Source organism: Streptomyces globisporus (assembly GCF_003501885.1).
Classification (GTDB): domain Bacteria; phylum Actinomycetota; class Actinomycetes; order Streptomycetales; family Streptomycetaceae; genus Streptomyces; species Streptomyces globisporus_D.
The window spans coordinates 55,790-69,731 of record NZ_QWFA01000002.1 but is presented as its reverse complement, the minus strand read 5'-3'; the positions used below and the strand labels follow the sequence as shown (position 1 = coordinate 69,731).

10 protein-coding genes are annotated in these 13,942 nt (G+C 71.1%); 8 read left to right on the top strand and 2 right to left on the bottom strand.

Annotated elements, in window-relative coordinates; translation table 11 throughout:
• The first annotated feature begins 34 nt into the window (after positions 1–34).
• Together D3105_RS00795 and D3105_RS00790 are read left to right on the top strand one after the other, a co-directional pair.
• The gene (locus tag D3105_RS00795; RefSeq protein WP_118899074.1) at positions 35–1,375 is read left to right on the top strand and encodes a pectate lyase family protein; all 1,341 of its coding nucleotides are present in this window, start codon (positions 35–37) and stop codon (positions 1,373–1,375) included.
• A 175-nt stretch (positions 1,376–1,550) separates the two neighbouring features.
• Complete coding sequence (locus D3105_RS00790; RefSeq protein ID WP_118899073.1) at positions 1,551–2,657, top strand: pectinesterase family protein; 1,107 nt, start codon at positions 1,551–1,553, stop codon at positions 2,655–2,657.
• 143 nt (positions 2,658–2,800) lie between these two features.
• On the opposite strand, the gene D3105_RS00785 is transcribed toward D3105_RS00790, so the two are convergent.
• On the bottom strand, positions 2,801–4,369 hold the full coding sequence (locus tag D3105_RS00785; protein ID WP_118899072.1) for a pectate lyase family protein: 1,569 nt from the start codon (positions 4,367–4,369) through the stop codon (positions 2,801–2,803).
• Positions 4,370–4,798: 429 nt separating this feature from the next.
• On the opposite strand from D3105_RS00785, the gene D3105_RS00780 reads away from it, so the two are divergent.
• The 6 genes from D3105_RS00780 (at position 4,799) to D3105_RS00755 (ending at position 13,087) form a co-directional block, all read left to right on the top strand.
• Positions 4,799–5,743 (top strand): LLM class F420-dependent oxidoreductase, encoded by a 945-nt coding sequence (locus D3105_RS00780; RefSeq protein WP_118899116.1) that lies wholly within the window; start codon positions 4,799–4,801, stop codon positions 5,741–5,743.
• 11 nt (positions 5,744–5,754) lie between these two features.
• The gene (locus D3105_RS00775) at positions 5,755–6,540 is read left to right on the top strand and encodes an SDR family NAD(P)-dependent oxidoreductase (protein WP_118899071.1); all 786 of its coding nucleotides are present in this window, start codon (positions 5,755–5,757) and stop codon (positions 6,538–6,540) included.
• Between the two features lie 133 nt (positions 6,541–6,673).
• Entirely contained in the window at positions 6,674–7,798 is a 1,125-nt protein-coding gene (locus D3105_RS00770; protein WP_030710766.1) for an LLM class flavin-dependent oxidoreductase, read from the top strand.
• Between the two features lie 264 nt (positions 7,799–8,062).
• Positions 8,063–9,802, top strand: a complete 1,740-nt coding sequence (locus D3105_RS00765; RefSeq protein WP_118899070.1) for an N-acyl-D-amino-acid deacylase family protein — start codon at positions 8,063–8,065, stop codon at positions 9,800–9,802.
• Positions 9,799–11,262, top strand: coding sequence for an aldehyde dehydrogenase family protein (locus tag D3105_RS00760; protein WP_118899069.1), 1,464 nt, complete (start codon positions 9,799–9,801; stop codon positions 11,260–11,262). Before D3105_RS00765 ends, D3105_RS00760 begins: the two co-directional genes overlap by 4 nt.
• A gap of 238 nt (positions 11,263–11,500) precedes the next feature.
• A complete protein-coding gene (locus D3105_RS00755) occupies positions 11,501–13,087 on the top strand; it encodes an APC family permease (protein WP_118899068.1) in 1,587 nt (528 codons plus the stop codon).
• Between the two features lie 70 nt (positions 13,088–13,157).
• Here D3105_RS00755 and D3105_RS00750 read toward each other — a convergent pair whose 3' ends face one another.
• Positions 13,158–13,886: a siderophore-interacting protein gene (locus tag D3105_RS00750; RefSeq protein WP_118899115.1), complete on the bottom strand. Its 729-nt coding sequence runs from the start codon at positions 13,884–13,886 to the stop codon at positions 13,158–13,160.
• Positions 13,887–13,942 lie beyond the last annotated feature (56 nt).

Below are 13,942 nucleotides of genomic sequence, written 5' to 3'. Positions count from 1 at the left end.
CTCCGCTTCCTCCGACTACAGAGAAGGTTTCGCCATGCCCGCACGCACGCGTCAGACCCGGGCCGTCGCCGTCACCCTGGGCTGCGCCTCGCTGGCCCTCGCGCTGAGCGTCCCCGCCCAGGCCGCTCCCCGGCCGGCCCCCCACGGCACGGGGATCGAGCGCGCCGTACTGCCCGACGGCGACGGCTGGGCCGCCGCGGAAGGCTCCACCACCGGGGGCGCGGACGCCGCACCCGAGCACGTCTACACCGTGACCGACCGGGCCGAGCTCGTCGCCGCCTTCGAGGAGGCGGGCGACGCACCCAAGATCGTCAGAGTCGCCGGCACCATCCACGGCAACTCCGACGCCGACGGCACCCCGATCGGCTGCGAGCAGTACGAGACCGACGGCTACACCCTGGAGAAGTACCTCGCCGCCTACGACCCGGAGGTATGGGGCAGCGACCGGGTTCCCGAGGGCCCGCTGGAGGACGCCCGCGCGGCCTCGGCGAAGCTCCAGCAGGCCGCCGTGAACGTCCGGGTCCCGTCCAACACCACCCTGATCGGGGTCGGCACGAACCCCGAGATCATCGGCGCGAGTCTGCAGATCCGGGACGTCTCCAACGTCATCGTCCGCAACATCTCGTTCGAGGACACCTACGACTGCTTCCCTCAGTGGGACCCCACGGACGGCAGCGAGGGCGCCTGGAACTCGGAGTACGACAACCTCGTCGTGTACGGCTCCCGGCACGTCTGGGTCGACCACAACACCTTCAGCGACGGTGACCGCCCGGACGCCGAACAGCCGCGCCACTTCGGCCAGTTGTACCAGCAGCACGACGGCCTCTTCGACATCGTGCGCGGCGCCGATCTGGTCACCGTGTCGTGGAACGTCCTCAAGGACCACGACAAGACGATGCTCATCGGCAACAGCGACGGCGCCGGCGCGACCGACCGGGGCAGGCTCCGCGTGACGCTCCACCACAACCTGTTCAAGGACGTCAGGGAGCGTGCTCCGCGCGTCCGCTTCGGCCAGGTCGACTCGTACAACAACCACTTCGTCGCCACGCGCGGCGGTTCCTACGGCTACACCTACGGCATCGGTGCCGAGTCCCGCCTGGTCGCCGAGCACAACGCGTTCACCCTCGCCGGCGACGTGGACCGGGCCACCATCCTCAAGAAGTGGTCGGAGGCCCCGCTCACCGCGGAGAACAACTACGTCAACGGACGCAGGACCGATCTGGTCGCCGTGCACAACGCCGGAGTTCCCGGCGAGCAGCTCGCCGAGGACGCGGGCTGGACCCCCGAACTGCGTACGACGGTCCACCACCCCTGGGCCGTCCCCGTGCTGGTCGGCCTCAGGGCCGGGGCGGGCAGGGCGTCCGGCCGCGGATGACCGGCGCGTAACCCCGAGGAACCGGCCGGAGCGGCACCGCATGCTTTCCACCACCCCGGAGAGCGCCGCTCCGGCCCTTCGCCGTTGACCTGCGGGCGTTCACGCGCCGCCGTTCGCCGATTGCCCGTCGCTCGTAGTCCGTCACCCGCCACTGTTCGTCCGGAGGAGTACCGCCATGCCCACTCGACGCACCGCCCTGTCCCTGATCGCCGGCGCGGGCGCCACGCTCGCCCTCGGCGCACCGGCGGCCCTCGCCCGGCCCGCCGCCGGCCCCCGCCCCTTCGGCCGCTACGGCTCACCGGCCCGTCGCCTCGATCCCCGCACGCTGTACGTCGACGCGTACGGGAGGGGCGACCACCCCGACGTCCAGTCCGCCGTCGACGCGGCCACCGGAACCGGCCGCACCATCGTCATCGCCGCCGGCGTTCACCGGGCCACGGTCGTCGTCGACGCCGCCCACCGCGACCTCACGCTGATCGGCGCGAGCCCCGACGCCCGCGACACGGTCCTGGTGTACGACAACGCGGCGGGCACGCCCCGGCCGGACGGCACCGGCACGCTCGGAACCAGCGGATCGGCCTCCGTCACGATCGGGGCGGAGGGCTTCACGGCCCGCGATCTGACCTTCGCCAACGACTGGCTGCGTTCCGACAACCCCGAGTACAGCGGTACCCAGGCGGTGGCGGTCAAGGTCCAGGGCGACCGATCGGCGTTCCACGGCTGCCGGTTCCTCGGCCACCAGGACACGCTGTACGCCGACTCGTCCTCCCTCGCGGTGTCCGCCCGGCAGTACTACCGCGACTGCTACGTGGAGGGCGACGTGGACTTCGTCTTCGGCCGCGCCGCCGCCGTCTACGACCGCTGCCACTTCCGCGGCCTCGTCCGCCCCGACCTGGCAGCCGCGCCCCACGGCTTCGTCTTCGCGCCCAGCACCGCCGGGGCCGGCCCGCACGGCTTTCTGGTCCTGCGCTCCCGCGTGACCAGCACGGCCCCCGACGGGTACTACAAGCTCGCGCGCCCCTGGGTGCCGTCCTCCGACCCGACCGCTCGCCCCATGCTCACCGTCCGCGAGAGCCGTCTCGGCGCGGGTATCGACGCGGCTGCACCGTACGCCACCATGGCCGCCGGCCACCCGTGGCAGGAACAACGCTTCGCCGAGCACCGCAACACCGGTCCCGGCGCCCGGACCACCGTCCCGGCGAACCGGCCCCAGCTCAGCGCCTCCGAGGCCCGCGCTCACACCCCGGCCCGCTGGCTGGGCGACTGGCGGCCGCTCGCATGATCAAGTGCGCCGGCGCTGTGCGCTCGGCACCCAGCGGAGCCCGCACCCCCCGTCGAACGGAGAGCGCGGGCCTTTGCCGGTGCGCGGGGAACAGGGCGGCGGGGTGGGGCGTCGCACGGCCGGTCGCCGGGCGACGACACCCGTCAGCCGGCGTAGGTCTCGTACTCGGCGATCCTCGGGGAGCCGGTCGAGCTGACGATCTCGAAGGTGATCTTGCGGAGGGTGGTGCGCGGGAAGGAGATGGTTCCCGCTCCGTCGCCGGAGGCCAGGACGGTTCCGCCGTCGGCGTCGAGGAGCCGCCAGGCCCCGATGGAGCCCGCGGATCCCGCCGCCTCCCGGATGACGACCGAGGACACAGCGGTGGCGGAGTCCCACTTGACCGAGGCGTGACCGGTCGAACCGGCGGGCGACCAGTAGGTGGTGAGGTCACCGTCCCGCAGATGGCCGAAGCTGGTGCCGGAGGCCTTGCTCGACCCGTCGGACCCGGCGCCGATGCTGAGGTTGGTCCCGCCGGGCGGCGTGGGGTCGGTGGGTCCCGGCGTGGGGTCGGTGGGGCCGGGCGTCGGGTCGGTGGGCCCTGGCGTGGGCTCGGTCGGCGGCTGGGCCGTGCAGTTGCCGTCCGAGACCTTCAGGCCCTTGCCGGCGCCCGCCGTACGGCTCACGACGTCCGGTACGCAGCCGGCCGCGTCGGCGGTGTAGGCGTAGGGGATGCTGACGGTGGTGGTGGACTTCATGTCGGGCCCGGCCGGGTTGTTGTCCTCGCCGGGGCTCGACCAGGTCACGTTGTCCAGCGTGTTGCCGTCGGCCTGCCAGTAGCCGGCGGCGTCGGTGTAGAAGGTGCCCAGGACGTCCTTGGAGTCCTCGAAGTAGTTGTTCTCCACCTTGGCGCGGGCGCCGGCTCGGGAGTTGATGCCGGACGAGTTGAGCCGCACGTAGTGGTTGTTGAACATGTGGGCGACGCCGCCCCGCAGCAGGGGCGCGCGGGAGTCGATGTTCTCGTACAGGTTGTGGTGGTACGTGACGAACCCGTTGGAGACGTCACTCTCGCTGGACCCCACCAGACCGCCGCGGCCCGAGTTGCGCAGGATGCTGTAGGAGAGGGTCACGTACCGGGTGTCGGCCTTCATGTCGAAGAGGCCGTCGTATCCCTCGGACTCGCCGCCCGACGCCTCCAGCGTCGTGTGATCGACCCAGACGTTGCGGACACCGGACTCCATGCCGATGGCGTCACCGCCGTTGGAGGTCGGGGACCCCGACTTCTTGACGTTCTTGACGGTCACGTTCTGGATGATGATGTTGCTGGACTCGCGTATGTGGATGCCGATCTGATCGAAGACGGCTCCGCCGCCGACGCCCACGATCGTGACGTTGCTGATCTGCTTCAGCTCGATCACGCCGTCGGCCGTGTTGCAGCTGCTGCCGGACACCTTGCTGGTGTTGCCGTGGTTGATGGTGCCTTCGACCTCGATGACGATCGGCGTGCTGTCGGCGGCGCGGCCGCACAGGGCCGCGTGGATCGCGGTGCCGGTGGTGGCCCGCACCGTCTGTCCGCCGGCGCCGCCGGTGGTTCCGCCGTTCTGGGTGGCGTAGCCGGTGGCGCTGCCGGCCGCCGCCGACGCCTCGGGCGCGGTCAGGACGATGCCACCGGCCGCGGCCCCGAGGGCCAGGGCGGCCAGTGCCGCCTGCAGCCGTCGTGTGACGGGTTGCCTCATGTTCGTCTCCCTGTGTCTTCGGGTGATCCGTGATGCCTGCTATGTCAGGTGCATGTCAAAACAGTGCGCTCCGGCGCTCGCCCTCGCGATCCCCTCCTCGGGGGGTCCTCCGCGGCCGTTGAGAAAGCGCTTTCTCGGTTTCTCTTCAGCGAACATAGAGGGGGGTTCACGGCTCGGGCAAGGGGCGTGCGGCTGTTGTGTTCTCGCGCCGCGCGGCGCCTTGGCGATCGCGAAAACCCCTGGTGAAAGGGGGTGTCGGGGGCGCTCGCCCGGTGAAGTCGATGATGCGGTGGTGCCGACTCGGCGCATTCACGTGCGTGCCTCCCCTCTTGTCTGATGACCCGTCAGGTATGACGATGGCGGCCGTCACCGGGGCGGGAGCGCCCCGGGGCAAAGGGGAAGGAGGCCGCCGTGCCGGAATCGCCCGGACTGCCCATCACGCCCAACGGGCCGCTCTCGTACGGGATGCAGCTGCCGGTCCAGTCGCGGAGCGCCATCTACGCGGAACCCTGGGAGGCGGCGGCCACTCCCGCCGATCTCGTCCGCATCGCCCGCGCCGCCGATCGCGGGGGCTTCGCGTACATCGCCGGCTGCGACCATGTCGCCATCCCGCGGCGGCTCGCGGCGGGCATGAGCACCGTCTGGTACGACCCCGTCGCCACGCTTTCCTACCTCGCCGGGGTCACCGAGCGTGTGCTGCTCATGAGCCATGTCGCCGTCGTCGGGCTGCGCCATCCGCTGATCACCGCCAAGCAGTACGCCACCCTCGACCACCTCAGCGGCGGCCGGCTGATCCTCGGGGTCGGGGCCGGGCACGTACGGGAGGAGTTCGAGGCGGTCGGGGCGGACTTCGACGGGCGCGGCGGTGTCCTCGACGAGAGCATCGACGCGCTCCGGGCCGCGCTCGGGCCCGAGGAGTACCCGGAGTTCGCGGGGGAGCGGTTCTCGTTCAGCGGGCTCGGGCAGCTGCCCCGGCCCGCCCAGGAACGGGTGCCGGTCTGGGTGGGCGGCTCGTCGCCCGCCGCCGTGCGCCGGGCCGCCGTACGCGGCGACGGGTGGCTGCCGCAGGGCGACCCCCGGGACCGGCTGCCCGCGCAGATCGCCCGGCTGCACGCCCTGCGCGAGGAGGCGGGCGTCGAAGCGCCGATCGTCGTCGGTGCGATCACCGAGCCGCTGTACGTCGGTGAGCCCGGGTGGTCCGTGGGGCGGCGCACGCTCACCGGGAAGCCCGAAGCGCTCGCGGAGTCGCTGCGGGAGTACGCGGCGATCGGCGTGCACCAGATCCAGGTGCGCTTCCGGAGCCGGAGCGTCGACGAACTGACCGATCAGATGGCGGCGTTCGGTGCGGACGTCGCCCCTCACCTCGGTACGTGAAGGAGACGGACATGGGCAAGCTGGACGGGCGGGTCGTCCTCGTCACGGGGGCGGCGCGCGGGCAGGGCGAGCAGGAGGCGCGGCTCTTCGCGGCCGAGGGGGCGCGGGTCGTCGTCGCCGACGTGCTGGTCGAGCAAGGGGAGTCCCTGGCGAAGGAGTTGGGCGCGGACGCCGCTCGGTTCGTGCGGCTGGACGTCGGCGACGAAGAGGACTGGGCCGCCGCGGTGACCGTGGCCAAGGACGCCTTCGGGAAGATCGACGGGCTGGTCAACAACGCGGGCATCCTGCGCTTCAACGAACTGGTCAACACCCCGCTGGCGGAGTTCGAACAGGTGGTACGGGTCAACCTGACCGGAGCCTTCCTCGGGATCCGCGCCGTCGCGCCGGAGATCGAGGCCGCGGGCGGCGGGACGATCGTCAACACGTCCTCGTACACCGGTCTGACCGGCATGCCGCTGGTCGGCGCGTACGCCGCGACCAAGCACGCGGTGCTGGGGCTCACCAAGGTCGCCGCCATGGAGCTGGCCGGGAAGGGGGTCCGGGTCAACGCCGTCTGTCCGGGGGCCGTCGACACCGCGATGAGCAACCCGGCCCTGCTGGACCCGGACGCCGACCTGACGGCGTCGAGCGCGGCCCTGGAGGCGTACTACCGCAGGCTCCTCCCGATGGGCCGGATCGGGCGGCCCGAGGAGGTCGCGGCGCTGGTGCTGTTCCTGACCTGCGACGACTCCTCGTACATCACCGGGCAGCCGTTCGTCGTGGACGGAGGGTGGCTGGCGGGCGTCAGCCCCTTCTGACCCCTCCGAAGCAGCCCGCCTGACCGGGCGTCAGCTATTGACGGGTTACGGCCGTGGTGGAACAGTCGGTCGCATCGCTATCTGACGGGTCGTCAGATAAGTCGCCGGGAAAACTTGAGGACGGTGAACCTCCGTGGAATTCGGGCTCTTTGTTCAGGGGTACGTGCCCGCCGCGCGTGCCAAGGTGGACCCCGAGGCAGAGCACAAGGCGCTGATCGAGGAGACCGAGTACGTCATCCAGGCGGACAAGTCCGGCTTCAAGTACGCCTGGGCCTCCGAGCACCACTTCCTGGAGGAGTACTCGCACCTCTCCGCCAACGACGTCTACCTCGGCTATCTCGCGCACGCCACCGAGCGCATCCATCTCGGCTCCGGCATCTTCAACCCGCTCGCGCCCGTCAACCACCCGGTGAAGGTCGCCGAGAAGGTCGCGATGCTCGACCATCTCTCCGAAGGACGCTTCGAGTTCGGCACCGGGCGGGGTGCGGGGAGCCACGAGATCCTCGGGTTCATGCCGGGCATCACCGACATGAACCACACGAAGGAGCTGTGGGAGGAGACGATCGCCGAGTTCCCCAAGATGTGGCTCCAGGACGAGTACGTCGGCTTCCAGGGCAAGCACTGGTCACTGCCGCCGCGGAAGATCCTGCCGAAGCCGTACGGGGGTGCGCACCCGGCCATGTGGTACGCGGCCGGGTCGCCGTCCTCGTACGCCATGGCGGGGAAGAAGGGGCTGGGGGTGCTGGGCTTCAGCGTGCAGAAGGTCTCGGACATGGAGTGGGTCGTCGAGTCCTACAAGAACGCGGTCAAGGACGCGGAGCCGGTGGGGGCGTTCGTCAACGACAACGTGATGGTGACGTCGACGGCCATCTGCGCCGAGACGCACGCCAAGGCGGTGGAGATCGCGGTGGGCGGGGGGCTGAACTACCTCCAGTCGCTGCTGTTCCGCTACCACGACACGTTTCCGCGGCCGGAGGGGATTCCGGAGTGGCCGGAGCTTCTGCCGGAGTACACCGAGGAGATCGTGGAGCTGCTCATCGCGGAGGAGTTGATGATCTGCGGTGACCCGGATGAAGTGCTGAAGCAGTGCCGGCGGTGGGATCGGGCGGGGGCGGATCAGTTGAGCTTCGGGCTGCCGATCGGGATCAGTCCCGAGGACACGATGAACACGATCCGGTTGATCGGGGAGCATGTGATTCCGCAGATCGATACGGATCCCGTGCATCGGACCTCGCGGTTCCGAGCGGCCGCGAACTGATTCGGGGCGCTGCCCCGGACCCCGCTCCTCAAGCGCCGGAGGGGCTGAAAAGATCCGCCTCAAACGCCCGCGAGGCTGGATTTGCCCCGCGACTCAAGCCCCGGAGGGCTGAAAGGACTCGCCTCAATCGCCGGCGGGGCTGGAACCGGGCGGCGTCTTCCCGGACCGTCGCCCTGCGAGCCGGGGTACGTACCGCGGCCGAAAGCGTGCGTACCCCGGCTGTCCCGACCGAGCCGAAGAAGGAACCCTCAGAAGGGAACCGTCATGCTCGACCACCTCATCCGCCGCGCGACCGTCGTGGACGGCACGGGCGGACCCGCGTACACCGCCGACGTCGGCATCCGCTGCGGTCGCATCGCCGTCATCGCCGAGCCCGGAACCGTCACCGAAGAGGCCGTCACCAGCGAGGACGCCGACGGGCTCGTCCTCGCCCCCGGGTTCGTCGACCCGCACACCCACTACGACGCCCAGCTCTTCTGGGACCCCTACGCCACCCCCTCCATGAACCACGGCGTCACCACCGTCGCGGGCGGCAACTGCGGGTTCACCCTCGCGCCGCTCCACCCCGACCGGCCCGAGGACGCCGACTACACCCGCCGGATGATGTCGCGGGTCGAGGGGATGGCGCTCGCCGCGTTGGAGGAGGGCGTCGACTGGACCTGGTCCACCTTCCGCGAGTACCTCGACGCCCTCGAAGGCCGCATCGCCGTCAACGCCGGGTTCATGGTCGGGCACTGCGCCCTGCGGCGGCACGTCATGGGCCCCGACGCCGTCGGCGGGCAGCCCACCCCCGCCCAGCTGGACGCCATGCTCGCGCTCTTCCATGACGCCATGGACGCCGGAGCCTGGGGGCTCTCCACCACCCAGTCGTCCACCCACTCCGACGGCGACGGCGAGCCCGTCGCCTCCCGGCACGCCCTGCCCGAGGAACTCCTCGCCCTCTCCCGCGCGGTCGGCGAGCACGAGGGGACTCAGCTGGAGGCGATCGTCGCCGGGTGCCTGGACCAGTTCTCCGACGAGGAGGTCGACCTCCTCGTCGACATGACGGCCGCCGCCGGACGCCCCCTCAACTGGAACGTCCTCACCATCGACGCCGCCGTCCCCGAACGCGTACCGCGCCAGCTGATCCCCAGTGAGCGGGCCCGCCGCGCCGGCGGCCGGATCGTCGCGCTCACCATGCCGATCCTGACGCCCATGAACATGTCGCTCGGCACCTTCTGCGCCCTCAACCTCATCCCCGGCTGGGGCGAGATCCTCGCCCTCCCCGTCCCCGAGCGCGTCGAACGGCTCCGGGACCCCGCCACCCGCGCCGAGATGCTGCGCCGCGCCGACAGCAAGGAGGCCGGGGTCTTCCGCCGCCTCGCCCACTTCGGCCGGTACGTCATCGGGGACACGTACAGCGCCGCCAACGAGGGGCTCAGCGGGCGGGTCGTCGACGACATCGCGGCCGAGCGCGGCCAGGACCCCTTCCACTGCCTCGTCGAGATCTGCGCCGCCGACGATCTGCGTACGGTGCTGTGGCCGATGCCCACCGACAACGACCCCGACTCCTGGGCGCTGCGGCAGCGCACCTGGGAGCACGAGGACGTCATGCTCGGCGGCTCCGACGCGGGCGCGCACCTGGACCGGATGTGCGGGGCCCCGTACACCACCCGCTTCCTCGGCGACTGTCTGCGCGGGCGGAAGCTCGTCCCGCTGACCACCGCCGTCAAGATGCTCACCGACGACCCCGCCCGGCTCTTCGGGCTGCGCGAACGCGGCCGGATCGAGGAGGGCTTCCACGCCGACCTCGTCCTCTTCGACCCCGAGCGGATCGACGCCGGACCCGCCACCCTCGTCCACGACCTGCCCGGGGACAGCCCGCGCCTGGACTCCAAGGCCATCGGGATCGTCTCCGTACGGGTCAACGGCGTCGAGACCCTGCGCGACGACAAGGTGACGGGGGCCGTGCCGGGGACGGTGCTGCGCTCGGGCCGTGACACCCGGACGGTGAGTACCGCGTGAGCCCCGCACCCGAGCGGCTGTTCATCGGCGGGGAGTGGGTCGAACCCGCCGGCGGGCACTACGAGGTCGTCGACCCCGCCACCGAGGCCGTCGTCGGTCTCGCTCCCGAGGCGAGCCGCGCCCAGGTGTACGAGGCGGCAGCGGCGGCGAAAGCGGCCTTCCCGGCCTGGGCGCGGACCCGGCCCGAGGAGCGCGCCGCGATCCTGGACCGTGCGGCGGACATCATCCAGCGCGACTTCCCCGCCCACGCCGAGATCGCCCGGCGGGAGAGCGGAGCAACGGCCTCCACCGCCCGGGGGATGCAGGTGGGGGTGGGCATCGCCCGGTTCCGGCGGTACGCGCGCGGCGCACTGGAGCCGGTCGAGGAAGCCATCGCGCCGCAGGTCAACGAGGCCGGTCCGATGGGGAAGGCCGGGGTCTTCGGGGCGCTGGCCGTCCGCCAGCCGGTCGGCGTGGTCACCTGCATCACCTCGTACAACAACCCCTGGGCCAACCCGGCGGGCAAGATCGCGCCCGCCCTCGCGATGGGCAACACGGTCATCGTGAAGCCCGCCCCGCAGGACCCGCTCTCCGTCCACCGAATGGCCGCCGCCCTCGCGGCGGCGGGTGTTCCGCCGGGCGTGGTGAACGTGGTCACCGGGTCGGGCACGGCGGCCGGTGAGGCCGCCGTCGACTCCCCGGACGTCGACATGGTCAGCTTCACCGGGTCCACCGTCGTGGGGCAGCGCATCGCGGAGGTGTGCGGGCGCGGGATGAAACGGCAGCTGATGGAGCTGGGCGGGAAGGGGGCGGCCCTGGTGCTGGAGGACGCGGACCTGGGCTCCGCCGTCGCGGGCATCGGGACCACCTTCTCCTTCTACAGCGGACAGATCTGTACGGCTCCGACCCGCGTCCTCGTCCACCGGTCCCGGTACGACGAGCTGATCGGCGCGCTGGCCGCGTACGCGAACGCGCTCACCGTCGGCGATCCCGCCGACCGGGCCACCGTGGTCGGCCCGGTCATCTCCGCCGCCCACCGCGACCGCGTCGAGGCGTACGTGGGGCTGGGCCGGAAGGAAGGCGCGCGGGTCGTCACGGGCGGCGCCCGGCCCGCCCACCTGGACCGGGGCTTCTACGTGGCGCCCACCCTGCTGGCCGACTGCACCCCCGACATGCGGGTCGTCCGTGAGGAGATCTTCGGGCCGGTCGTCGTGGTCGTCCCCTTCGACGACGAGGAGGAAGGCGTCGCGCTGGCCAACGACAGTGACTACGGCCTCATCGACTACGTCTGGTCCGGCGATGTCGCCCGCGCCTTCCGCATCGCCCGGCGGCTGCGCGCGGGCGGGGTCGGCGTCAACACGGTCGGGCGGAACATGGAGGCCCCGTTCGGCGGGTTCAAGAGGAGCGGGGTGGGGCGGGACGTGGGCTCGTACGCCCTGCACGCCTACAGCGAGACACAGGCGATCGTCTGGCCCGGCTGACCCCTCGGCGGAGGGTGTGCGGAGCGGCGCGGGAAAATTTTGAACCTACGCAAAACGGACAGGGCTACGGTTACCGTACGTCGTCGCGCTCGGTGAACCGGCATGCATTGCAAGGTTTCATGCAAATGTGACCTTGAATTAATGAAGTGCATGACCGGAGTTCGCTGCTATATCCAAGGGTGAGACGTTGGGGTCTCACGCTCCGGATGTGGATATCGCAGCGCATAGCGTCCTTCTCATGACTCAGCTGGACGCGCGGCCACGGGCCGGAGACACGGTACGGGGAGGCGCCCCGGCCGACGGTGGCACGGGCAGCGGCGGTGTACGCGGCAAAGGGCTCGGCGGGAACTCCGTCGGCCTCATGGGCAGTGCGGTCATCGGTGTCTCCACCGTCGCGCCCGTCTACTGCCTGACCTCCACCCTCGGCTCCACCGCCGGTGAGGTCGGTGTGCAGATGCCCGCCGTCTTCCTGGCCGGGTTCCTGCCGATGCTGCTCGTGGCGTTCGCCTACCGCGAGCTGAACAAGGCGATGCCCGACTGCGGCACCTCCTTCACCTGGACGGTGAAGGCGTTCGGCCCGCGCGTCGGCTGGATGTGCGGCTGGGGCCTCGTCATCGCGACGATCATCGTGCTGTCCAACCTGGCGGGCGTCGCCACCTCGTACTTCTGGCTGCTGGCGGGCGAGATCACCGGCAGCAGCTCGGTCGCCGCCCTGGACGACAGCAAGCCCGTCCACATCATCACCTGCCTCGCCCTCATCGCCGTCGCCACCGCGATCAGCTACCGGGGCATGACCGCCACCAAGGGCATCCAGTACGCCCTGGTCGGGCTCCAGCTGGTCGTCCTCGCCCTGTTCGTGACGATGGCGCTCAGCAAGGCCGGCAGCGGCGGCCCGGACTTCGCGTCCTCGCTCGACTTCTCCTGGTCCTGGCTGAACCCCTTCGCCGTCCAGTCCTTCGCCGCCTTCACGGCGGGCCTCTCCCTCTCCATCTTCATGTTCTGGGGCTGGGACGCCTGTCTGACCGCCAACGAGGAGACCACCGGCAGCGAGAAGACCCCCGGCCGCGCGGCCCTCATCGCGATGGTCGTCCTGGTCGGCTCCTACCTCGCCACTGGCATCGCCGCGCAGATGGCCGTCGGCTCCGGTGAGTCCGGGCTCGGCCTCGCCAACCCGGACACCTCCGACAACGTCTTCGCCGCCCTCGCCGGACCCGTGATGGGCCCCGGCCTCGGCGTCCTGCTCTTCCTCGCGGTCCTCGCCTCGGCCGCCGCCAGCCTTCAGACCACGTTCATCCCGGTCGCCCGCACGGTGCTCGCGATGTCCGCGTACGAGGCGATGCCGGCCTCGTACGCCAAGGTCCACCCCCGCTTCAGGACGCCCGGCCGGGCGACGGTGACGGCGGGCATCGGCACCGGCGTCTTCTACACCGTGATGACCCTGGTCAGCGAGCACGTCCTGGTCGACACCATCTACGCGCTCGGCCTCATGATCTGCTTCTACTACGCGCTGACCGCCTTCGCCTGCGCCTGGTACTTCCGGGCCGAACTGACCCGCTCCGCCCGGGACCTGGTCTTCAAGGGCCTCTTCCCGCTGCTCGGCGGCATCCTGCTCGCCGCCGTCTTCGCCAAGACCCTCTACGACATGTGGGACCCGGCGTACGGCTCCGGCTCCTCGGTGTTCGGCGTCGGCTCGGTGTTCGTCATCGGGGTGGGGCTGCTGCTCCTCGGCGTGGTGCTGATGGTCGCGATGGAGCGCCGCAGCCCGGCGTTCTTCCGGGGCGAGGTCCTCACGAAGGAGACCCCGGCCCTGGTGGTCGAGGACTGAGGTCCGGGCAACGCGTGAAGGCCCCGGCGTACTTCTCGCCGGGGCCCTTCGTGGTGGCCTTCTCGGGTGTTTACGGCCGCCAGTAACCCAGCGCGTTCACCCGGTCCTTGGGCAGGCCCAGCTCCTTGCGGAGGTACGTCGACAGGGTCCGGGTCGTCGCCGTGTCGCAGGCGACCCAGACGTACGCGTCCGAGTGGTCGGCGCCCAGCAGTTCCGGCAGGGCCGCCTTCACTTCGGCGACCAGGTGCGCGCCCGCCTCGCGGCGCTCCACGTGGTGCAGGGTGTGGTGGGCCTCGTCGAGGCGGAACGGCAGTTTCCGGTCCGCCTCGTGCGCGGTCTCGAACCAGATGGTCGCCGGGGTCGCCGGGACCGCGTCCAGCAGGGAGTTGATCGCGGGCAGCGCCGCCGCGTCACCGATCACGAAGAGCCGCTTCGGCGCCGGGTCGGGCAGCGTGAAACCGGTGCCCTGGAGCGTCGCGTCGACCGTGTCGCCCGGCGCGGCCGCTTTCGCCCAGTCGCAGGCAGGGCCCTCATGGAGAGCGAATTCCAGACTGAAGGTCCCGGCCTCGGGGTCCGGGTCGACCAGGGTGAAGGCGCGCTGATGCGGTTTGCCGTCCTTCTCGAACCAGAGCCGCACCCACATCGTGGGGTGCGCCCCGCCGGTCGCGGCGAGCAGCCCGCCGTCGGTCAGGTGCACCCGGCGGAAGCGGTCGGTGACCTGCTCGGCGCCGGTCACGGTGAACGTGAAATCCCGTCCCCGGAACAGTTTGAGAACGACGCCTTCCCAGCCATGCCCCACGGTGCTCCCCACCCTCTCCTGCCGCCCGGGCCCACTGCCCAAAGGGTTGCTTTAGG